The organism is Mycobacterium angelicum (genome assembly GCF_002086155.1).
Lineage (GTDB): Bacteria > Actinomycetota > Actinomycetes > Mycobacteriales > Mycobacteriaceae > Mycobacterium > Mycobacterium angelicum.
In genome coordinates, this window is record NZ_MVHE01000012.1 from 15,862 (window position 1) to 37,562 (window position 21,701).

Sequence of the window (21,701 nt, forward strand, 5' to 3'; positions counted from 1 at the left end):
CTCGAATCGGTTCCAGCATCAAGTCCGGCGGATTAGCACTGCTGAAGAGTGATGGAACGATCATCTTCATCAATCCGCAGGACGGCGACTATGGAACAGCCTTCGAACCCAAGCCGACTGCGACCACTCCGTGGCGGACCCCCCTTGAGTACTTTGAACAGAACACCAGGGCAATTGAGCCACTTGCTCCCCCTGTATCTGGACGTTTTCCGCCGCTTAGTCCCGGCGAAATGGCGCCGCCTGCAGCCGGCTCGCCCGGGCCCGCCGCACCGCGGCCAGCACCAGCGCCCCTGATTGAGGCGCCGGCACCCAAACCGCAGCTGCCGCCTGAAGTCGGTGCGGGACCCAGGATCGGCGGCGGGCCCATCATGCCCGTCGGCCCCCATTTCGTTCACCCTCCGCATAGCATTCCCCATCACTTCCCGATTCTGGGAGAAGACGACCCGTGGGAAAACGCCCGCGACTTCGAGTAGAACGCTAGCGTCCGTCAGCGGGGTTTGAGCGCCGGCTGCTCCCAGGAAACAACAAATCAGCCGTGGTGATGCGACCGATTTTGCGCTGCAGGCCGCGCAGCAAGCTCACCGCCTCCGTGTCGGAGAACCCGCTGACAGTGGCAAAGTCCAGACCCGCGCCCACCATCTCGCTGGCCCAAGAACATTCCGTCAGATACAGCACCCGAGCCCAATCCAAACTTGTCAGTGACTGGCCATCAATGACTGCATGAGAGAGGCGACCAGTGAGATCGTCGAATTCTTCCCATGTCGACAACCCCAGCACGCGGATCGGGAACGGTGTGCCAGTCGCCGAAAACTGCCACTGGTTCAGCGCATGCTGGATGAAACTACGCTCATCGGTGGTCAGATCGACAGATACCAACTCAGACGGAATTGACATTGAACTGATCGTACGGCCAGTGCCCGACCTACGACGGTGCAGCGCGCCAGGGGGCGCGTGTGATATCGAGGCGGCGGTGAACCCGGCGCTGACGGCGTTGGTCAGGTCGATCGAAAGGCGGTGCAATCCGCGCAAATCGGCGACAGCAACGACGTACCGAAGCTCCCGGGGGCGTTGATCGACAAATATGTGGCCGATCTGCAGCGGCTGGGTTTGCTGGAAGGCGCTATTGCTTCGCTGCGGTATTGCGTTCACGCCACCGCGTGGTTGCGAAGTACAGCACGACCACCACCGCCCAGGACAACAGGCTGAGCCACAGCTGGGTGTGGGCCGACTGGTCGAAGGCCATTTGCACCAGCACGGCAATGATTCCGGCCACGGTCAGGATCGACAGCACCGGGAAGAACCACATCTTTATCCGCAGCTGCTGGGCGGGAGTGCGGCGGCGCAGCACGATCTGCGACAGCGCGATCAGCAGGTAGACGAACAGCACCACCGCACCCGAGGAATTGAGCAGAAAGAGGAACACGGTTTTGGGGGCCAGCCAGGACATTAGGACGCAACCGAAGCCGATCGCCGACGACGACAGGATGGCCAGCCACGGCACGCCACGCCGGCTCAGTTCGACCAGTTTGGTCGGCGCCTCCCGCCGGGCCGCCAGCACGAACAGCATCCGTGAGGCGGTATAGAGGCCCGAGTTCAAACAGGACAGCACCGCGGTGAGCACCACCGCATTCATGATCTGGTCCGCGCCGGCAAGACCCATCCGCTTGAGTGCGGCGACGTACGGTGACGCGCCGAGTTCCACCGAGTCCCACGGCATGATCACCGCAAGCAGAAACACCGAACCGACGAAGAAGATCACGATCCGCGCGACCACCGACCGCGTCGCCCGCTTGATGGCACCTTCGGGATCACGGCTCTCGGCGGCGGCGATGGTGACGACTTCGGCGCCCACCATTGAGAAGATCACCACCACGATGGCGGCGAAGACGGCTGCCACGCCGTTCGGAAAGAACCCGCCGTGGGCATGCAGGTTGCTGAAATCCAGGTGGCGGCCCGGCAGCACACCGAACACGAAAAGCCCACCCACGCCAAGAAAGACCACGATGGCCGCGACTTTGATTCCGGCGAACCAGAATTCGAATTCGCCGAACGAGGACACCGAGAACAGGTTGGTCCCGGTCATCAGCAGCATCAAGCACAGCGACAACAGCCACAGCGGCGCGGGAAACCAGTAGTTGAGGACCTTGCCGCCGGCGACGGCCTCGAAGCCCACCACGATCACCCAGAAGTACCAATACAGCCAGCCGACCGAGAACCCCGCCCACCCGCCGAGGGCCTGGGCCGCATAGTCGGCGAACGATCCGGTCGAGGGGTTGGCCGCGGCCATTTCCCCGAGCATCCGCATCACCAGGATGATCAGCAGTCCGCAGAGCGCATAGGTGAGAAACGCTGCGGGCCCGGCCTTGTGAATCACCACTCCGGACCCGACGAACAGTCCGGCACCGATCACCCCGCCAATGGCGATCATGTTCAGCTGCCGTTGGGACAGTCCTTGGCGCAGCTGCGTAGTGCCGCTCATGCCGCTAACGAGAGCACATCCGCGGGCGGGGCACCACTGGGGGCGCCCCGCCACGCCGTCAGTCCAGACGGCTGGCTACCACGGCCCACACCGGCAGATGGACCCGATGGTCTTGCAGCAGCGGGCCGATGGTCTCCAGCTGCTCGAACATCGGCTGCATCCGCGTCGACACCTCGTTCTGGTCGCCGGCGACGACCACCTTGTTCATGGCTTCTAACGTCTCCGGCAGGAAGCGGGCTAGATAGGTGGTTTTGCCCAGGAAGTCCACCCGCCAGCCGCTTCCCCCGAGCACCCGCTCGAAGTTGTCGGCCGGGATACCCGGCCACTGGATGCCGTTGACGTTGTGCCGGCCGAACTCGAACATGTACAGCCGCGCGCCGGGCTTGGTGGCGCGGTGCAGCGCCCGCGCATATCGCGTCTGGATGGGCTCGTCGTCCAGGAACACGTGATAGAACGCGCTGTCCACGACGGTGTCGAAGCGACCTTCGAACCCGTCCAGCGTGGTCGCGTCGGCCACCTGAAAGTCGACCTGGACACCGGCCCGCTCGGCATTGCGCTTGGCCCGCTCGATCGCCGAGGGCGACCCGTCGATGCCGGTGGCCGAATATCCTTGTGCCGCATAGTGAATCGCGTGGTAGCCCGGGCCCGTCCCGGGGTCGAGCACCTCGCCGCGGATCGCGCCGTAGGCCACCAGTTGCTGCACGGCCGGCTGCGGCCCGCCGATGTCCCACGGGATTAGCCCGTCGGCGGCCGTCGCGTCGCCGTACAACGGCTCGAAACCATTCACACTCGCGTCGATAGTCATGATCGTCCCGCTCCCTTGCTTTGGTAATAGACGCATTTGTTCACTAAGAAACGAGCCTAACTCGGCCACGCAAGGAACACAAGCGTCTACTAAACGCAGGTATTCGGAAACTGGTCCGCATCACGCCGTCATCACGACTCCCTTGCGATACGGCGTGGCAGGGGCGTCAAACACCCATCGGCGCGGCATGATTGACCGTCGTGGCCGACCTGTTGACCCGTCGCGAGGCGCTCCGGATGGGCGCCGGCGCCAGCGTTGGAGCCGCAGGCGTGTGGGCGCTGAGCGCGCTGCTGAACCCGGGCCGGCCACATGCGACGCCGGCACCGCTCAGTCCCGCCCCGTTCGAACCGCCGACCGCGGGTAAAACCCTGCCCACCAAGCTGACCGGATCGTTCGTCTCCGCTGCGCGCGGCGGCATCAAGACCAACTGGGTCATCGCCATGCCGCCGGGCCAGACCAAGATGCTGCGCCCGGTAATCGCCCTGCACGGCAAGGACGGCGACGCCAACATGATGCTCGACCTCGGTGTCGAGGATGCGCTGGCTCAGCTGAGCCGCGAGGGCAAACCGCCGTTCGCCGTGGTAGGCGTCGACGGCGGCCCCAGCAGCTACTGGCACCGGCGGTCCAACGGCGAGGACTCCGGAACCATGGTGCTCGAAGAGCTACTGCCGATGCTGTCCTCGATGGGCATGGACACCTCACGCGTCGGTTTCATGGGCTGGTCCATGGGCGGATACGGCGCGCTACTGCTCGGTGCCCGGCTGGGTCCGGCGCGCACCGCCGGGATCTGCGCGATCAGTCCGGCGCTCTACATGACCTACATCGGCACCGCGCCAGGCGCGTTCGACAGTGTCGACGACTGGAATCGCAACACCGTGTTCGGCCTGCCGGTACTGAACTCGATTCCGATCCGGGTCGACTGCGGCATCGGCGACCGCTTCTTCTTTTCCAGCAGCCAATTCGTCAGTCAGCTGAAAAAGAAGCCGGCGGGCAGCTTCTCCCCCGGCGGACACGACGTGGATTACTGGCGCGAACAACTGCCCGGCGAACTGGCCTGGATGGCCTCTTGACCATGGATGCCGCAAGCCCGCCCCGCCCAGCGGAGCGGCGCGTTGCGCGGGGCGCATTCCGCCCGGACATCGAGGGCTTGCGCGCCATCGCGGTCATAGCCGTGGTCCTCTACCACGCGGGCGTCCCCGGCGTCGGCGGCGGCTATATCGGTGTGGACGTCTTCTTCGTCATCTCCGGCTTCCTCATCACCGGACTGCTCTGGCGAGAGGTGACCGCCACCAACACCGTTGCGCTGGGCCGCTTTTACGCCGCCCGGGCCCGCCGGCTGCTGCCAGCTGCCGCCACGGTCGGGGTGGTGACCGCCATCGCCGCCGCGTTGGTGCTGCCGCCGCTGCAGGCGCGGCGCGTCCTGGTGGACGGCATCGCCAGCGCGCTGTATGTCGGCAACTACCGGTTCGTCGGCCAGGGCACCGATTACCTGATGTCCGACCAGCCGCCGTCGCCGTTCCAGCACTACTGGTCACTGGGTGTCGAGGAACAGTTCTATTTGGTGTGGCCGGCGCTGATCATCGCTACGGCCTGGCTGATGCGCCGCATCAACCGCAGTGCCCGAACCGCCCCGTACGTCGCACTGCTGACGGTCGTCACCGCCGCGTCGTTGGCGGCCGCGATGATCTGGACCCGCACCTCCCCCACGTGGGCGTTCTTCTCGCTGCCCACCCGAGCCTGGGAGCTGGGCGCCGGCGGCCTGGTGGCGCTGTCGATCCAGCAATGGCGGCGATTGCCGCTACTGCCCGCGACGGTGGCCGGTTGGGGCGGTCTGGTGCTGATCCTGCTGACCTGCACGCAACTCGGCCCGCACACCCCCTACCCCGGAACCTCGGCGCTGCTGCCCGTGCTGGGCACCGCGCTGGTGATCGGCAGCGGTTGCGTCACCGGCGGCCTGGGGGTCGGCCGCGTGCTGTGCCCGCCGCTGATGCGGGCGATCGGGCGGGTTTCGTACTCCTGGTACCTCTGGCACTGGCCGGTGCTGTTGCTGTTGCCGCCGCTGCTGGGCGATCCCGCGGGCCTTCCGGGCCGGCTGGCCGCGACGACGGTGTCGGCCGGGCTCGCGGTGATCACCATGTACCTGGTCGAAAATCCCGGCCGGTTCGCCGCGGCGCTGCGCGGATCGGCCAGAGCCAGCCTGACGGTGGCCGGTGCCGCCAGCGCTGTGGCCGCCTGTGCCTGCGTCCTGCTGCTGACGCTGGTCCCCGCGCCGGTGGGCCACGGCGTTGCCGCCCCGGAGGCCAAGATCTCCAATGTCTCAGCGCTGCCTCCCGCGGGTCCCGCCGTCAGCCCACAGGAAGCCGCGGTGCAGAACGCCTTCTCGCAGGCACGTGCCGCGGTGGCTGCGTCCGTCGGCCTGCGTGCGGTGCCGTCCAACCTGAGTCCGCCGCTGGCCGTCGCCCCGGGCGACAAGGCGGCCGCCTTCGTCAACGGTTGCTTGCGGTCCTGGCGCGACGTGGGACAAAGCGAATGCGCGCAGGGCGACACCGCGTCGCAGTTCACCGTGGCCCTGGTCGGCGACTCGCACGCCGCCATGTGGGAACCCGCTTTTCAGCAGGTGGCCGAGCAGCGGCACTGGCGCCTCGAAACGTTGGGCAAGGTGACCTGCCCGCTGCAGGATCTGCCGATCGTCAGCCCGTATCTGGGCCGCCGGTACACCGAGTGCGAGCAGTGGCGCGGCCAGGTCATGGCCCGGCTACAGGCCGAGCGGCCTCAGCTGGTGGTGTTGAGCATGAGCCGTCGCTACCGCGCCGACTTCAGCTTCGCCTCCTATGACGCGGCGTGGCTGGATACCCTGACCCGCACCGTGTCACAGCTGCGCAGCACGGGTTCGAAGGTTTTGGTTTTGGGGCCGGTCGCCGATCCGCAGTCATCGGTGCCCACCTGCCTGTCGGCCCACTTGGAAGACGCCGGCGCGTGTACACCGGCGCGGGCGGCTGCCGTCAACGGCGACGGGATCGCCGCCGAGCAAGCCGCGACCGCCGCCGGCGGCGGCCACTACGCGGACCTGACCGACTTGTTCTGCACGGCCGAGCGCTGCCCGGTGATCGTCGGTAACAGCCTGGTGTTCCGCGACGACAACCACCTGACGACCGAGTACGCGCAACTGCTTGCGCCCGTCATCGGCGCGCTGGCCGATCGCGCTGTGTCAGCGGGATGAGCCGGGAGATTTCAAGGTGAATTTATTTGCGAATGAACCGCGGGGCGACGCCGAACGTGTTAGGAATGAAAGAGTTTTGGAGGTTAGAGATGAGTCCGATGATGTTGGCCTTCCTCACGGCGGCCGCGCCACTCGCCGGGCTTGGTTTCATGCAATTGCAAGCGCGCCTTGAACGTTGGGATTACGAGCGGCACGCAGAGGACTGAAGCGCTACGCGAAATGCCTTGTGCAGCAGGCCCTTTGACCTCACCTGAATAATTGCGTGCGAATTATCGGCGCAATCTTGTCCGCCAGATACTCATGCCCCTCGTCGGTGGGGTGCACGCCGTCTGAGCCGATCAGATCTGGCCTGTCGACAAACCACCGGTCGACGATCGGATCGACGAAGGCAGCCCCGGCCGTCCGCGCGCCGGCGCCGAGCACGTCGCGAATTTGCAGTACCCAAGCGGGCACATCGGCCGTTGGCCACGGCGGACCGATCACCAGGAACGTCGCCGACGGCGCCAACCGGCGCGCCAAACCGAAAGTGTTGCGCACCCGTTCAGCCAGCAGCGCGGGATCCACGCCCTGGTCATTGCGGGAACCGAAGAACACCACCAGCGCATCGCCGGGTTTGACCGCCCGGGCCGTCAGATCCTCGAAGACGCTGCCGTGGTCGCCGGGCACGCCATAGCCCGCCCGGCCCTCGGCTGCCACGTCGGCTGCGATCCGCACCCCACGCGCGGCCAGCGTCTGCCAGGCGAGCGCGGTCCATGCGTTCGGGCCCAGGCCGCCCTCATCGGTGCCGGTGGTGTAGGAGTCGCCGATCACCGCGACCCGGTTCAGCCGGTAATCCAGGCTCAGCGGGTGATAGGCCCGCTTCCGCGGCGTGTGGGCAGGGCTGCCCAGAGCCGCGGCGACAAGCACGGTGAGGCCAAGGACGAACGTGGCCAGACGACTCACCACTACCTCCACTGCGAACGGGCATCGCCGTGTGTCAATCAACAGAATTTTACGAGCAAACCGCAGCGAACATGGGACACAACACGATTCGCGCAGCGCGCACGGCAATCACACCGCGCGCGCCGAAACCCCGTCCAGTGGGCCGTCGACCTGGTGCAGCTTGCCACCCACCGACTCCTCGGGTTCGCTCTGCGCCTTCGCCGGCCTGATGTCGACCATCCTGCGCATCCAGCGCCGGGCGGGTTCTTCGACGAAGTGATACAGCAGCATCGACAAAACAATGGCGATCGCGAGCAGTCCGAAGACATTCCATCGCCACGGGTTGTCCGGCAGCCACGGCTGGAGCCGGAAGTTGACCACCGCCCACCGCCAGGCCGTGTGCACCAGCTCATGGACCATGTACAGACAGAACGAGATCTGCCCGCCGTACACCATCACCCGCGTCGACAGCAGCCGCGGCAGGCTGCCCACGCCGATCGCCAAAGTCAGGACCACCGGAACGAACAGCACGTCGACCACCCCGCTGCTGTCGATGACTCCGGTGATCGGATGCGCGTCATACCAGTAGAGGATGCCGACGATGGCGGCGATCAGCAGCACGGACACATACCCGGCAACCCGGCGGATGCGATCGGTCGGCCGCAATCTGCGCACCGCGGCAGCGGCCAGCGCGCCCGCGATGAACTGGGTGACAATTCGCGGCAGCCAGCTCCACGGCGTATAGAACTGGCCACTGGCCAACAGCATCATCACCGGCGGCAGTGATGCCGCGAACGCCAGCCAGATCAGCGTCCGCGCCCGGGTGGCATGGGTCATTCGGAAAATCACCAGCACGAGTCCGCCGAACATCAGGTAGGCCAACCACTCCGCACTGATCGACCAGGCCGGTCCGTCCCAACTGGAGTCATCGAAGTAGGGCTGAAACCACAGCTGCACCAGCAAAACCTGGCGCACATAGCTGATCGCGGTGAGCCGGCCCGCCTCGGGCAGCGGCGTATGACCGAAGTGCAGGGTCAAGATCACCAACAGAGCGGCCAGGTGCAACGTCACCAGGTACACCGGCCACACTCTGGCCAGCCGCAGCCAGAGAAAGTGCAGGTGTTCGCGCACCGACCAATGCCGGCCCATCCGGTCGAGGTAGTTCCAGGTCAGCACGAAACCACTGAGGATGAAGAAGAGGTCGACGCCCTGCGCGCCGCAGTTGAGCACCGGCGCGAGGTTTTCCCGGAAGTCGGGCGACGCATCGGCCAGCATCGGCCGGAAGTGAAACAGCACCACCCAGAGTGCTGCGAGGATGCGCAATCCCGTCAGTGCCTTGATCTCGCCCTTGATCCCTGCGGTGCGCACCGTGCTCATTCCGTCTGACTCTGCTGTTTCATTTCGCCGTTCAGTCCGGCTGACCGGGCGATATCGCCGTGCTCAAGCCCCCCGACTGGCAACCCCGGCAGCCCTGGCAGCCTAACAGCCCGGCCCGCCAAGCCGCGTCACGCCGGATTGTTCGGCCGTTACAGCGCCCCAACCTTCACTTCTTTAGCAAAGAGTTAGACCTGACTGTCGGTCTCCTTAGATTTATTGGGTTTCGTTGGAGGCAGACTTCGGTCGGCGTCGAGCCGGCCTCCCCAACGTCAGAATGAGGCACCCCATGAATCGATTGGGCACCTTCGACTGCAGCGGCGCCCAGATTCGGGCTCACTACCGCCACCTGGCCACTGTGGTGACGATCCGAGGCGAAATCGATGCCGTGAATGTCGATCGAGTCGGCCAGTACGTCCGGCGTTTCGTCCTGGGCGACGAGCCGCTGGTTCTCGACCTGACCGGCGTAAGCCACTTCTCTCCGGCTGGCATGTCGCTGCTGGGCGTGGTCGACGAGGACTGCTGGGCCGCAGGGGTGCAGTGGACCCTGGTTCCGAGCCCGGCCGTGCTGGACGTGCTCGGCGACGGCCGTGACGAGGACGGGGCCGAGGTTCCGATTGCCCGCTCGGTACATGAGGCGCTGCACAACCTGGCCGACGCGATCGTCTGCCGCCGTCAGCTGGTGCTGCCGCTGATCAGGAAGACGGCTTAGCGCCCTGCCGGCGCAGCCTGGTGACTCCGACGACGGCGAATATCCCCGCGATCGTCGCCAGTAACAAGGTCAGCACCAGCAGCTGCGGGTGATAAACCACCGACCAGGTGACGGGCTGACCGTCGACTACCGGCGCAACGGCCACGGTGGAACGCGTGTGCAACCAACTGAAGCCAGTTGCCACCAGCGCGACGACGGCCAAGCAGAGCTCAACCACTCCCCGGTAGCGCGCGATCACAGCGGTGACTCCTTTTCGTCGTCATCGTCCACATCGTCGATATCGGCCGCGGGTCCGACGCGTTCTTCGATCAGTGGAGTCAGCACGGCCCGCAGTTGCCGATGCTTGCGCGCCCACGCCTGCGCGGTGCGGCCCCCGCTGAGTCTGAGACCGATGCCGACCCGTCCACGCGGCACTCCGATGAGTTCGCCGAGCGCCCGCGCCGATTGCCATCTCGCCAGCTCTTTGCCCGAAGCCAGGTTGTTCTCCGGTTCCGGATACACCCGGACGATTTCGCGCACCAGGATGGTCTCGGTGCCCTGGCGCAGCGCGTCCTCGGTCAGTTCGACCGAAGTGTGGATGCGGGCCGCCTTGACCTGCACTCCCACGAAAGCGGACACCAGCACTAGAAAGATCGTCGGAACCAACAGCGATATCGGCGCACCGCTGGTTTTCTGGATGAAGAGCAGCGATACCGCTGACAGCGGGCCGGCCAGCACCCAGTACCAGCTGGCGCCGGATTCATAGAACAACGGCTCGGTCCTGATCGAAGCCTCCGTCATGAAAGCCAGCTTGCCGCATCCGCGGCCCAGTAGGTCAGCACGATATCGGCGCCGGCGCGCCGGATGCTGGTCAATGATTCCAGTGCGGCAGCCCGCTCGTCGATCCAGTTGTTGGCCGCCGCGGCGCAGATCATCGCGTACTCCCCCGAAACCTGGTAGGCCGCCACCGGCACCGTCGAGATATCTGCTGCGGCAGCAACCACATCCAGGTAACCCAGTGCGGGTTTGACCATGATGATGTCGGCACCTTCGTCCAGATCCAGCTCGACCTCGCGCAGCGCTTCGCCAAGGTTGCCCGGCTCCTGCTGGTAGGTACGCCGGTCCCCGGACAGGCTGGAACTCACCGCCTCGCGAAACGGCCCGTAGAACGCCGAGGCGAACTTCGCGGCGTAGGCCAGGATCACCACGTCGGTGTGGCCGGCCGCGTCCAGTCCGCCGCGGATCGCGCCCACCTGGCCGTCCATCATGCCGCTGGGCCCCACCACGTGTGCGCCGGATTCCGCTTGTGCCACAGCCAGTTCCACGTACCGGGCCAGGGTGGTGTCGTTATCGACGCGGCCCTGGACGTCGACGACGCCACAGTGCCCGTGGTCGGTGAATTCGTCCAGGCAGGTGTCGGCCATCAGCACCGTGGCATCACCGAGATCCTTGGCCAGATCCCGCAGGGCGACGTTGAGAATGCCGTCGGGGTCGGTGCCGGCCGAGCCGTATGCATCCTTGTCCTGTTCACGCGGCACGCCGAAGAGCATCAACCCGCCCACCCCGGCGGTCACGGCGTCTGCGGCTGCGGCGCGCAACGAATCCCGGGTATGTTGCACCACGCCCGGCATGGATGCGATTGGCTGCGGTTCATCGAGGCCGTCGGCCTCAGCGCTAATGAACATCGGCAACACCAAATGCCTTGGCTCCAAGGATGTTTGGGCCACCAAGCGGCGGATCGCCGGCGTTGAGCGGAGCCGACGCGGACGCTGGTGCGGGTACCCGCTCATTCGTCGCCGCGAGTGTGCGCAGAATGCCAGCCCCGACGGCGTGTCGGCGCACAAACACGCACGCTCGCCAGTCCGGCGGCCACTAGCGCCTGCGGCTCTTCTTGCGCGGCGGCGGCAGCGCGCCTTCGGCGCGCAGCCGGGCCGCGTGCTCGGCCAGCGCGTCAACCAGCGGACCCACGGCCGCGGTCTCGGGCTGAACGTCCACCCGCAAGCCGAACTCGGCGGCGGTTTCTGCCGTCTTGGGGCCAATGCAGGCAATGATGGTGCGCGCGTGCGGCTTTCCGGCGATACCGACCAGGTTGCGCACCGTGGAGCTGGAGGTGAAGCACACCGCGTCGAAGCCACCCGTCTTGATCATCTCCCTGGTGGTCGCCGGCGGCGGGGCGGCCCGCACGGTCCGGTAGGCGGTGACGTCCTCGATCTCCCAGCCGCGCTCGCGCAATCCCTCGGCAAGCGTCTCGGTGGCAATGTCGGCCCGGGGCAACAGAACTCGGTTCACCGGGTCGAAAATGCTGTCGTAGGGCGGGAATTCGTCGAGCAGGCCCATTGAGGACTGCTCGCCGGACGGCACCAGCTCGGGGCTGATCCCGAAGGCGCGGACCCGGTCGGCCGTCGACTCTCCGACACAGGCGATCTTCACGCCGGAGAAAGCACGCGCGTCCAGACCGAACTCGCCGAACTTCTCCCAGACCGCACGCACCGCGTTGGTCGAGGTGAACACCACCCATTGAAAACGACCGTCAACGAGGCCCTTGACGGCGCGTTCCATCTGCGCGGGGCTGCGTGGCGGCTCGACGGCGATGGTCGGCACCTCGATGGGCAGCGCGCCGTAGGACGTCAGCCGCTCGCTCATCTCGCCGGCCTGGTCCTTGGTGCGCGGCACCAGCACGGTCCAGCCGTACAGCGCCCGGCTCTCCCACCAGTTCAGCTTCGCGCGGCTGGCCACCGTCTTGCCGATGGTCACCACCAGTGACCCGGTCTGGGGTTCCCGAGTGGGATCGGTGCTGTTGAGGATGGCGGGGTCGGTCAGTCCCTGCAGCGTGGTTTCGACGGAACGCTGCTGGCAGGTGGTGCCCTGCGCGGTCACCACGCACGGAGTGGTCTCGGCCAGCTCGTGGTCGATCAGGGTGCGCGCCGCGTCGGCCAGATGCGATGCGGTGGCCTGCAGGATCAGCGGGCCGGGCGCGGCGGCCAGCGCCTCCCAATCCACCTCCCCGCGGACGTCGGCGACGGTGTGCGACGAGCCCAGCGGCAAGCCCGCATAGGTCGGCACCGCGCTGGTCGCGGCCAGGCCGGGAACGATCTCGATGTGCATGTGGCTGCGCGCCACGGCGTTCACCTCGGTGATCACCGCATCCACCGACAGCGGATCACCGGCGACCAGCCGCACGACGTCGGCGCCGGATCGGGCCTCGGCGGTCAGCGTCTTGGCGACCTCGGCGGGATCACCCAGCGCCGGACGGATGTCGGGGCCACCGGACACCACCGCGGGGGCGGTCTCGGTGTCAGCCGGTGTGCCGGCCGCCGCGTCGCCGCTGCCGGCCGGTGGCGCCGCGGGCGCCGGGCCGGAAACCGGCGGCAGGTCCTTGCCGATCAGCGCCAAGACCGCCTCGGGCACATCGGGGTCGGTAAAGACTAAGGCAGCATTCGCCAGCACCGTGGCGGCCCGGGTAGTCAGTAGACCGGGGTCGCCAGGACCAGAACCCACGAAAGTAATGTGGCCCGGCCTCGGCTTACGCCCTCGCGTCATCATTGTCGCTCCCACGTCTCACTCGACACTTCCTGCAGCGGGGTCTTGTCGCGATCCCCGCATCAGCTCCCGGGCGCCCAGTTCGAACAGTTCCGCGGCGACGGAGAGCCCCAGCTCCCGTGCCCGACCGGAAGTGCCGATACCGGACGCGCGGATCACATCGGATCCGTCCAGCGCCGCCACGCAACCGCGCAGCGACAGCTCTTCAAAGACCCGCCCCTCCTCATCGATGGACTCGACCACTTCAGCGATCGCACCCACCGGTGCCGAGCAACCGGCCTCCAGTTCGGCGAGCAGGGCTCGCTCCGCAGTGACTGCCGCGCGAGTGTCGGCGTCGTCCAACTCCGCCAACACTGCCGCCAGGCCGGTGTCGCCGGCCCGGCATTCGACCGCGAGCGCGCCTTGAGCCGGTGCTGGCAACATCTGCACCGGCTCCAGCGTCTCCGTGACGTCCGCGAGGCGGCCCAGCCGGGCAAGACCTGCCCGGGCCACCACGATGGCGTCAAGATCACCACTGCTTACCCTGTTCAACCTGGTATCTAGGTTGCCTCGTAGGGGGCGGATTTCCAAACCGAGACCCAATGCCCTAAGCTGTGCGGCCCGCCGCGGCGAGGATGTTCCCACCAGCGAACCCGCCGGCAACTCCCCGAGCACCATCCCGTCGCGTGCAACAAGCGCGTCGCGGGGGTCGTTCCGTGGCGGTATGGCCGCAATCGTGAACCGCGGATCGGCGGCGGTTGGCAAATCCTTGTGCGAGTGCACAGCCGCATCGACGCGGCCGTCCTCGATGGCCTCGCGCAGGGCGGTTGTGAAGACGCCCACACCGAGGTCGGCGATGGGCGCCGACGAGCGATCCCCCACCGTGCTGATGATCACCAATTCCGCGTGGTGGCCGTTGGCGATAAGTGCGTCTCTGACGGTCGCGGCCTGGGTAGTGGCAAGCAGGCTGCCCCGGGTGCCTATCCGGATCACATGGGCCAATCAGTTACTCGGCGGACTGCTCGGGATTGTCGAATCCGCTTGCTATGACGGGTAAATCGCCGGCGGCGACGGCGGCTACGGAGTCGATGGCGGTTTGGTCCAATTCAAATAGTTCACGCAGCGCCTCAGCGTAGCTGTCGCCGCCGGGGGCACTGGCGAGTTGCTTGATCCGCACCGTGGGCGCGTGCAGCAGCTTGTCGACCACCCGTCGCACCGTGCGGGCCACCTCTTCGCGGTGGGCGCTTTCCAGCCCGGGCAGCCGGTTGTCCAGCCGCAGCAATTCCGCCTCGACCACGTCGGCGGCGCGCTGGCGAAGTGCGGTGACGGTCGGAGTGACCTCGGCCATCCGCTGTCCCGCCAGGTAGGTGGCAACTTCGGCGGCCACGATGTGACGGGCGGCGTCCACGTCGGCCGCCGCGGCGTGGGCAGAGGGTTCGTGTTGCACCCGGTCGACGTCGATCACGCGGACGCCGGGCAGCCCGGCAACCGCCGGGTCGACGTCGCGCGGCATGCCCAGGTCGCAGATCACCAGTGGGTGAGTCGCTTCGTTGCGCTGTGTGGCGGCCAGCGCGTGGTGCACGTCGGCCAGTGACACCACCGGGCTTACCGCCCCGGTGCAGCTGACCACCACATCGGCATCGGCCAGGGCGTCGGCCAAACGGTCCAGCGTGTTTGCCTCGGCGGCCGTGCCGGATTCGCGGATCTTGCGCGCCAGCCGCTGGGCGCGGGACAACGAGCGGTTCAGCACGTGGACGTGTCCGATGCCGGCCCGGGTCAAATGTGCCGCCGAGAGGGCCCCCATTGCGCCTGCGCCGACGATCACCGCGGTTTTGCCGCTCAGGCCGCCCAGCTTGCGCTCGGCCATTGCCAGGGCGACGGACACCACCGAGGCACCGGCGGCGTCGATGGCTGTTTCCGAATGCACCCGCTTGCCGACGGAAAGTGCTCGCTGCGCCAATTCGTGCAGCACCCGGCCTACGGCGCGGTTGGCCTCGGCGCTGGCGTAGGCGCGGCGCACCTGTCCAAGCACCTGCTGCTCGCCGACGACGGCCGAATCAAGACCGCTGGCCACCGCGAACAGATGCTCGACAGCCGCCTCGCTGTAGCGGACGTAGGCGTGTTGGGTGAGGTCACCCATGGTCAGACCGGAGTATTCCGACAACACCTGTCCGATGACCGCCAGCCCGCCGTGGAACGCGTCCACCACGGCGTACACCTCGACGCGGTTGCACGTCGACAACACCATGGCCTCGGTTACCAGTGGGGATTGCAGCACCCGGTCGACAATCTTGACCTGATCGGACTCGTCGATGCTGAGTTGTTCCAGCACGGAGACCGGCGCACTACGGTGCGAAACCCCGAAGAGCAGGATGCTCACGGCAGCATCACCTGGCCAGCTCCCTTGCTTGAGTGAACTGGTATCTACGGTAGACGGTAGTCAGCGGGCCTACCAAATATCGGTTCAGGCCAGATCCGCGCGCAGCCGAGCCTCGTCGACCTCCCAATAGCTGTGCTCACGGCCGTTGAGCAGGATCACCGGAAGCCGGTCGCCGAACTCGGCCCGAATTTCCGGCTTGCCCGCCGCCGCCGCTGCGTCGACGTCGGTTTCCGACAGGTCAAAGCCCAGCTCAGCGGCCAGTTCAGCCAGCTGGGCTTGTACTCGCTGACAAATCGCACACCCGTCGCGCGTCAGCAATTCCACTTGCGGCCGGCTCATGGGCACCAGTGTGGCATTTCTCATTCCGACTGAATTGCGGCGGTGCCGGGCCGCCATTACGTTGCCGCTGTGGCTGCTGAGTTGCGCGTAGATCCGCAAGTGATGCATGGCTTTTCCGACGCGCTGCACGGTGCCGCCGAGGACCTGCGAAACCGGCTGACCGACCTCGACCGTGACGTCAGCGAAGTGCTGGCCGGATGGGATGGCGCGTCGGGCAGCGCCTACGCCTCGGCCTGGGAGCTGTGGCATCGCGGGGCCGGCGAGGTCCAGCTGGGGTTGTCCATCCTCGCGGAGGCATTAGCCCGCGCCGGCAACGGCTACCAGCAGAACGAGGCAGCCGCTCGGCAAGATTTGCGGGGAGTTGGCGATGTCTGAGGCGTTTCGGGTAGATCCCCAAGCGTTGGCCGACGCGGTGCAGCAGATGGCCGAATTCACCCGGCACGCCGAGAGCATGATTACCGAAATCGATTCGCTGGTAAGCAATTTGCATGCGGCGTGGTCCGGTGAAGCCGCCGCAGCCCATGCCGAAGCGCACCGGCACTGGGTCGCCGGCGAGGAGATGATGCGCGCGGCGTTGAGCCGGTTGCGGGCAGCGGGTGAGACCGCGCACGCCAACTACACCGGCGCGATGTCTACGAATTTGGCGATGTGGTCATGACCCGATGGCGCCGTTAGCGGTCGACCCCGCGGCGCTGGACGGCGCGGGCTCCGCGGTGGTTTCGGCCGGTGAAAGTTTGGGTTCGGTGGTTTCGACTTTGACCGCGGCACTTGCGGGTTGTGCGGGCATGGCCGGCGACGATCCAGTCGGCGCGGCGTTGGGCCGCAGCTACGACCTGTCCGCATCGAAGCTCGTCGAGGCGATGGTGACGACTCGCAACGGAGTGTGCGGCCTCGGGGATGGCGTGCGCGTATCGGCGCACAATTACTCGCTGGCCGAAGCGCTGTCCGATGTCAGCGGTCGTGGCGCTCCCCTTCCGGCACCGCCATTGACGACGGGTTTATCTGCGGGCCAAGCGCCGTCATCTGTAGGTACGACCATTGGTCCGCCGCCGGGCTGGGGGTGGGTGGCGCCGTACATCGGAATGATTTGGCCCACAGGCAATTCGGGAAGACTACGAGCCGCCGCCGCGGCATGGACCGCGGCGGGCACCGAGTTTGCACTCGCCGAACTCGAGGTCACGGCCGCTCCGATACAAGTCATTCGCGGCCAGCAAATGCCTGAGGGCCCGGCCATCGAGGCTGCTGTTTCCGACGCTTTTGCGAGCACCACCGCAGTCGTGCAGCAGTGTCAGTCGGTGGCGGCCCACCTCACCAATTACGCGGACCGAGTTGACGCCGTACACGCCGCGGTCCTGGATTTACTGGCGCGCATTTGCGACCCGATGACCGGGTTCAAAGAATTGTGGGACGTCCTGACCGGCGAAGACGAAGACGAAATCCGGCGGATCGCCAACGACATCCTCACGGTAATCGACCACTTCGCCGCCGAAGCCGCCGCGCTGCGAGCCCAGATCGCGGCCGTGGTGCCAGTGGCAGCCATGGCCGCAAGCAGGGTGTTCGGCTATGCCGTCAAGGGGTGGGGCCTTGCATTCACCGGGTTGGGACAGCGCTTAGAGGGCATCGGCGAGGAGGCCTTCGGGGTGGTCAAGGGACTCGCGGAGATCAGCCAGCCGCGGGCGCTTCTCGATCCAGTCGGCTACCTCAAATCGCTGGGGCAGGTGGAGAGCGGGTTATTGCCGCTAATCGGGGCGGGCGGCGAGCACGGTCCAGGTGTGTCGGAGGCCTGGAAACAGTTGGGTAAAGGGGTCGCCCACTGGGACGAGTGGAAGACCGATCCGTTTAAGGCGCTCGGGAAGACCGAGCTCGATCTGGCAACTCTGCTGCTGCCCGGCGGTCCGGTGTCGAAACTGGCCGACAGGTCTCGCCGAATCGCGGAGAGCTTGCGAAAGCCGCCATCGGAACTGCTTCCGGAGCCGAAGGTCGGCGCTCCCCGTACGCCACCGGCTGAGCGCCCGCCTGAGTCGAAAGTCCCGAAATCCGAGGCCCCGGCTCCCGCTGGTAAGCCGGAGCCTGCGCCAGCCGTTGCGCCGCCGCCACACAGTCCAGCAGAATCCAAGCCGCCGGTCGCCGCAAAGGCTCCTAGCGCAGCGTCGCCCAAGCCCGCGGTTGCGCCGCCAGAATCCGCGCCGCACCCGAGCCAACCAGCCGCGGGACAGTCTGTGCCGGCGGCTATCGATGAGCCCGCCGCGCCGATTCCTACGTCCACCCCGCCGCCAGCAGCCGGCCCGCCGCTTTCTGCTCGTGCGTCAGCCGCACCATCAGTGCCCGTGGACGGCCACCCCGTCGAATCGGCGCTCGCTCGCCCCGCCGAAGCTGGGCCTGCGGAGCATCATCCACTCGAAACAGCGGCGCCCTCCGAGAGCACGGCGCACCCGCCCGGAGATACCGACCCAGCTACTTCGGAATCGCCGCCCGATGGCGACGGCTCAACTGCCGAGCCTCCCGCCGATGACCCATCCGGGCCACACACCACGCCAGCGGATCTGCCTCCTTACCGCCTGGCGCAGTTGGAGCTCGCACAGTCGCCCCAACAGCTAGTTGACGATCTGCTAAAACGCGGGTGCCCGCGCGATATCGCTGAAACAGCGTTGAACAGTCCGTACAAAGGAATGACTCAGCAGGAGATGCTTGACAGCCATTGGGATCACGCAAAAGGGACCTGGAAGTGGCCGCTTGAAAACGGATTCGCCAACGGCGAATGGGACGTCGCCGACGCTATCTCGACTGAACTAAAGTTGGACAGAATCGGCGAGGTCAGCGGCCAGCGGGGGGACTTCATGGGCAGCGTTGGGGATACATATCCGCAACGCGCTCTCGCACCTGGAACCACTGGTGATTATCATGTCTTCCAAGGCACGGGCAGACAATTACCGAACGACTGGGAATTAAGATACGGTAAAGTTGGCGTGGCGTTTGATCAGCCGGGTGGAGGCACCCAATGGGTCGCGGTTAATATCAAGACCGGACAAAACATCCTGATTGACACGCTTATCGAGCACGGTTACCTGCGTAGACTACATTAGAATTGTCGTCAGGAAGGAACTAATTTTGAATATCACCACCGCAGATCAATTTGAAGATGAGCTGGCAGAATTAATCGTAAATTACAATTTATGGCGTAAGATCGCCAGCAAGGCAGGCCAACAACCATATGATGAACACGATTGGGAGGGAAACCGTCTATATTTTCGCATCGGTTATGCCGATCAGGCAAACGAGTGGCCGCGGTGGAAGCAGTTTGGAGATTGGGCAGCGTGGATCATCGAACCAACAACTGAAGGCTATTACAAAGTCGTCCACTCATTGTGGCATGAACGCGCGTCTGAACGATCAGAGGATGTGGTGGCCGTATTCTCAAAGATTGCAGACGCGGGAAAGTACGTAATACTCCGCGTTGGAGATTCCTGCCGTATGTATCTCGACCTCGAGACACTACCCATAAAATGGAGAGCAAGTGGGTTAAACCCACGAATCCGAATCACAACGCCAGCAGACGAAGCTCTCAATTATGTCGTCAAAATCTCGCCTGGCACGCGGAAGTCTTTCGCAGTGCAACACCTCAAACAATATTCGCTAGATGATGACGCGAGCCATTTTGCTTTCGCATACCCTTCCGCGGAGCTGGATATGCAGGTGCTCAGCCTTTCATATGGAAAATTGAATGCATTACTCATGGATGGTTTTCCCGAAAGCATCCTGTCGAAGATTTACTCTTAGAACAATTTTACCCAGGTCGAACCGCTAGTCCCACCAAAGGTCAGGATAAGTAATAAACCAGACCCAGCATGGATTTGAGGCATCATATGGTTGACTACGCAGTTGATCTAAGCAATTTTCCTCCGGCTTGGCATCGGATTGTCCGACCTGAGTTAGGACATTACCGCTCGGTAGCTTAGAGCGCATGGCTGTGACCTGCGGGTTCTTTGGTGAGGTTTCGGTGTTGGGGGTACTAGGCTAGGCGAGTAGTTTTGGGCCGTGGCGCACGTGCGGAAGGTGCGCACGACCTCGGGCGCGGTCGCGGTGCAGGTCGCGCGCAAGGACAACGGTCGGGTGGTGGTGCTGGCGCACTTGGGTTCGGCGCACATCGACGCCGAGCTGGGCGGAGCAAGAAATTTTATTTCCGCCACGTACGCAATTCTATATTGTAAGCAAGACATTAGATCCATAGACGGGCGGGGCGATCATTGAAATGATTGATCGATTCCGAAGGCCACCGTCTCCGAATCGATTACTCGGAAAAGTTGAAGGAGTGGCCGAAGTGGAAACAGTTTGGCGACTGGGCAGCGTGGATAATCGAACGCACAGTCGAGGGCTACTACACGGTAATCCGCTCCGTGCGACATGAGCGCGCCATTGAACGGTCAGAGAATGCGGTGGCCGTATTCGCGTCTGTCGCAGATGCTGGTAAGTACGTAATTCTGCAGATCGGAGACTACTTGCGTTCGTATCTTGGGCCAGAGACGCTAGCCATAAAATGGATGGCTACAGGATTGGACCCGCGTATCCAAGTAAGGCAACCCACGAAAGACGCGATAGATCAATTCACCCGATTTCGACCTGCCGGACCGGAATCCTTTTCGCAGCAAGGACTTCAAAAATATACAATTCAAGATGATCCAAGTCGCTTTGGCTTTGCATTTCCACGCGAAGCTCGGGACATGCAGATACTTGCTCTAACATATGACGAGTTAAATGCTTTGCTCCTGGATGGCATGCCCGAAGACATCACTTCAAAGATTTCATCTCATTGAGCGAGAAGATGGCTGAAAAGAGATTTTCTATACCAGAACAGGCAGGTGTCACACCGCCGGGTGAAGCGGAATTGGCAAACGCGCGAAAGCTGTTTGCTGAATTTCAGCGGAAAGTGAATGCGATACTCGCCGAGGACCGCGCGGCAGAGATCTCACCGAAGTTCTGGGACGATACTTCCGGTACCGAGTATGAACTCCGGAAGATCACGCAGAATCGCCTTCATATCGATAACGTCCGATCCGGCTTGAGCGGCGAGTCGACGACAGCATTGCATGATCGGAGGAGATTGAATTGAACTTGGGCACCGACGACTGTCCAGCGCCACTCGAGTATGCGACTGTCATACGCTATTACGAGCTCTGGCGACGGATAACGCAATCTACGGGGAACGCGCCGGATGATCCACCCGATTGGGAGAGTGGCCGCCTATATTTCCGTTCCGAATATGCGACGCAGGTGGCCGAGTGGCCAAAAGCAAAAGAATTCGGCGATTGGACGGCCTGGATTATCGAGCCTACACAAGAAGGCCACTACATCGTGCTTCGATCACTGAAACACGAACGAGCGAGCCGGCGGTCCGAAGAAATCGAGGCCGTATTTTCGCAGGTTTCCGCCGCCGGAAAATATATTATTGCCCATGTCGGAAACTGCCTGCGTTTAGATCTTAACCTTGACCCCTTGGTCAAATCTTGGGATCTCAGTGGGCAAAATTCACAGCTAGTAATAAGGCTGGCCCATAAGACAGTGGTCGATTATATGCTTCAAATCAGGCCCAATACCGATCGAGAATTCGCTGAAAAATACCTTAAACGTTACAGCAGTTTGAATGCTCCCGCGTCTTTTTGTTACGCATTTTCGGCTAAACAGAAGTACCTGCAGATCCTTACAATGACATTCCAGCAATTGAACGCCTCGTTGCTCAACGGGATGCCAGTGAGCATCACTTCTCAGGTTTCGCGCTGGGCCGACCAACTGGGTATTCCACCTAGTCCGGCAGATAAGCAATAGCAAAGCTAAGCAGCACATGGTTAGTTGCACAATTGATTTAAGCGGTTTTCCTCCCGCTTGGCATCGGATTGTCCGATCGTGGTACGCCTGGCAAGAGATCTTCCTGCGCGCAACGGGCAGCTTCCCGGGCAAGAATCAACGCGAACCACGGGG

Annotated in this window: 23 protein-coding genes; 10 read left to right on the top strand and 13 right to left on the bottom strand. The window is 64.4% G+C overall.

The window, feature by feature from the left end; genetic code table 11:
- Positions 1-477 precede the first annotated feature (477 nt).
- The 3 genes from BST12_RS10580 to BST12_RS10590 are packed head-to-tail and all read right to left on the bottom strand — an operon-like array spanning position 478 to position 3,284.
- Entirely contained in the window at positions 478-1,149 is a 672-nt protein-coding gene (locus tag BST12_RS10580) for a hypothetical protein (RefSeq protein ID WP_083113072.1), read from the bottom strand.
- A complete protein-coding gene (locus BST12_RS10585) occupies positions 1,121-2,479 on the bottom strand; it encodes an amino acid permease (protein WP_083113074.1) in 1,359 nt (452 codons plus the stop codon). Before BST12_RS10585 ends, BST12_RS10580 begins: the two co-directional genes overlap by 29 nt.
- Positions 2,480-2,537: 58 nt before the next feature.
- On the bottom strand, positions 2,538-3,284 hold the full coding sequence (locus BST12_RS10590) for a class I SAM-dependent methyltransferase (RefSeq protein WP_139801600.1): 747 nt from the start codon (positions 3,282-3,284) through the stop codon (positions 2,538-2,540).
- 236 nt (positions 3,285-3,520) lie between these two features.
- On the opposite strand from BST12_RS10590, the gene BST12_RS10595 reads away from it, so the two are divergent.
- Both BST12_RS10595 and BST12_RS10600 read left to right on the top strand, forming a co-directional pair.
- Positions 3,521-4,354 carry an alpha/beta hydrolase gene (locus tag BST12_RS10595; protein WP_083113176.1) on the top strand — a complete coding sequence of 278 codons (834 nt, stop codon included), beginning with the start codon at positions 3,521-3,523 and terminating at the stop codon, positions 4,352-4,354.
- Between the two features lie 2 nt (positions 4,355-4,356).
- Positions 4,357-6,504, top strand: a complete 2,148-nt coding sequence (locus tag BST12_RS10600; protein WP_083113075.1) for an acyltransferase family protein — start codon at positions 4,357-4,359, stop codon at positions 6,502-6,504.
- A gap of 246 nt (positions 6,505-6,750) precedes the next feature.
- Here BST12_RS10600 and BST12_RS10605 read toward each other — a convergent pair whose 3' ends face one another.
- Both BST12_RS10605 and BST12_RS10610 read right to left on the bottom strand, forming a co-directional pair.
- The gene (locus tag BST12_RS10605) at positions 6,751-7,446 is read right to left on the bottom strand and encodes an Rv0518 family GDSL lipase (protein WP_083113177.1); all 696 of its coding nucleotides are present in this window, start codon (positions 7,444-7,446) and stop codon (positions 6,751-6,753) included.
- Positions 7,447-7,554: 108 nt separating this feature from the next.
- The gene (locus tag BST12_RS10610; RefSeq protein ID WP_139801601.1) at positions 7,555-8,802 is read right to left on the bottom strand and encodes an acyltransferase family protein; all 1,248 of its coding nucleotides are present in this window, start codon (positions 8,800-8,802) and stop codon (positions 7,555-7,557) included.
- A 286-nt stretch (positions 8,803-9,088) separates the two neighbouring features.
- On the opposite strand from BST12_RS10610, the gene BST12_RS10615 reads away from it, so the two are divergent.
- Entirely contained in the window at positions 9,089-9,511 is a 423-nt protein-coding gene (locus BST12_RS10615; RefSeq protein ID WP_245850221.1) for an STAS domain-containing protein, read from the top strand.
- On the opposite strand, the gene BST12_RS10620 is transcribed toward BST12_RS10615, so the two are convergent.
- From BST12_RS10620 to BST12_RS10650, 7 genes are all read right to left on the bottom strand, one after another.
- Positions 9,495-9,749 (bottom strand): hypothetical protein, encoded by a 255-nt coding sequence (locus tag BST12_RS10620; RefSeq protein WP_083113079.1) that lies wholly within the window; start codon positions 9,747-9,749, stop codon positions 9,495-9,497. The genes BST12_RS10615 and BST12_RS10620 overlap by 17 nt on opposite strands.
- Positions 9,746-10,291 (bottom strand): DUF3093 domain-containing protein, encoded by a 546-nt coding sequence (locus BST12_RS10625; RefSeq protein WP_083113081.1) that lies wholly within the window; start codon positions 10,289-10,291, stop codon positions 9,746-9,748. Before BST12_RS10625 ends, BST12_RS10620 begins: the two co-directional genes overlap by 4 nt.
- A complete protein-coding gene (gene hemB, locus BST12_RS10630) occupies positions 10,288-11,280 on the bottom strand; it encodes a porphobilinogen synthase (RefSeq protein ID WP_083113082.1) in 993 nt (330 codons plus the stop codon). Before hemB ends, BST12_RS10625 begins: the two co-directional genes overlap by 4 nt.
- An 82-nt stretch (positions 11,281-11,362) precedes the next feature.
- A complete protein-coding gene (locus BST12_RS10635) occupies positions 11,363-13,030 on the bottom strand; it encodes a bifunctional uroporphyrinogen-III C-methyltransferase/uroporphyrinogen-III synthase (RefSeq protein WP_139801602.1) in 1,668 nt (555 codons plus the stop codon).
- Between the two features lie 18 nt (positions 13,031-13,048).
- Positions 13,049-14,002 carry a hydroxymethylbilane synthase gene (gene hemC, locus BST12_RS10640; RefSeq protein WP_083113084.1) on the bottom strand — a complete coding sequence of 318 codons (954 nt, stop codon included), beginning with the start codon at positions 14,000-14,002 and terminating at the stop codon, positions 13,049-13,051.
- A gap of 13 nt (positions 14,003-14,015) precedes the next feature.
- Complete coding sequence (locus tag BST12_RS10645) at positions 14,016-15,389, bottom strand: glutamyl-tRNA reductase (RefSeq protein ID WP_083113085.1); 1,374 nt, start codon at positions 15,387-15,389, stop codon at positions 14,016-14,018.
- Between the two features lie 84 nt (positions 15,390-15,473).
- Positions 15,474-15,728 carry a glutaredoxin family protein gene (locus BST12_RS10650; RefSeq protein ID WP_372510992.1) on the bottom strand — a complete coding sequence of 85 codons (255 nt, stop codon included), beginning with the start codon at positions 15,726-15,728 and terminating at the stop codon, positions 15,474-15,476.
- 69 nt (positions 15,729-15,797) lie between these two features.
- Between BST12_RS10650 and BST12_RS10655 the strand changes: the two genes are divergently transcribed.
- Positions 15,798-16,103, top strand: a complete 306-nt coding sequence (locus BST12_RS10655) for a WXG100 family type VII secretion target (protein WP_083113087.1) — start codon at positions 15,798-15,800, stop codon at positions 16,101-16,103.
- Entirely contained in the window at positions 16,096-16,386 is a 291-nt protein-coding gene (locus BST12_RS10660) for a WXG100 family type VII secretion target (RefSeq protein ID WP_083113088.1), read from the top strand. Before BST12_RS10655 ends, BST12_RS10660 begins: the two co-directional genes overlap by 8 nt.
- Here the strand turns inward: BST12_RS10660 and BST12_RS34230 are convergent.
- Positions 16,381-16,515, bottom strand: coding sequence for a hypothetical protein (locus BST12_RS34230; protein WP_264062231.1), 135 nt, complete (start codon positions 16,513-16,515; stop codon positions 16,381-16,383). The genes BST12_RS10660 and BST12_RS34230 overlap by 6 nt on opposite strands.
- On the opposite strand from BST12_RS34230, the gene BST12_RS10665 reads away from it, so the two are divergent.
- The 5 genes from BST12_RS10665 (at position 16,514) to BST12_RS30780 (ending at position 21,548) form a co-directional block, all read left to right on the top strand.
- On the top strand, positions 16,514-18,811 hold the full coding sequence (locus tag BST12_RS10665; RefSeq protein WP_245850223.1) for a TNT domain-containing protein: 2,298 nt from the start codon (positions 16,514-16,516) through the stop codon (positions 18,809-18,811). The two genes, BST12_RS34230 and BST12_RS10665, sit on opposite strands and share 2 nt — an antisense overlap.
- A 25-nt stretch (positions 18,812-18,836) precedes the next feature.
- Positions 18,837-19,505, top strand: a complete 669-nt coding sequence (locus tag BST12_RS30770; protein ID WP_139801603.1) for a hypothetical protein — start codon at positions 18,837-18,839, stop codon at positions 19,503-19,505.
- 476 nt (positions 19,506-19,981) lie between these two features.
- A complete protein-coding gene (locus BST12_RS30775) occupies positions 19,982-20,539 on the top strand; it encodes a hypothetical protein (RefSeq protein ID WP_139801604.1) in 558 nt (185 codons plus the stop codon).
- Positions 20,536-20,835: a hypothetical protein gene (locus BST12_RS10675; protein ID WP_245850226.1), complete on the top strand. Its 300-nt coding sequence runs from the start codon at positions 20,536-20,538 to the stop codon at positions 20,833-20,835. The genes BST12_RS30775 and BST12_RS10675 overlap by 4 nt, the downstream gene beginning before the upstream one ends.
- Before the next feature lie 2 nt (positions 20,836-20,837).
- Entirely contained in the window at positions 20,838-21,548 is a 711-nt protein-coding gene (locus tag BST12_RS30780; RefSeq protein WP_170062098.1) for a hypothetical protein, read from the top strand.
- Positions 21,549-21,701 lie beyond the last annotated feature (153 nt).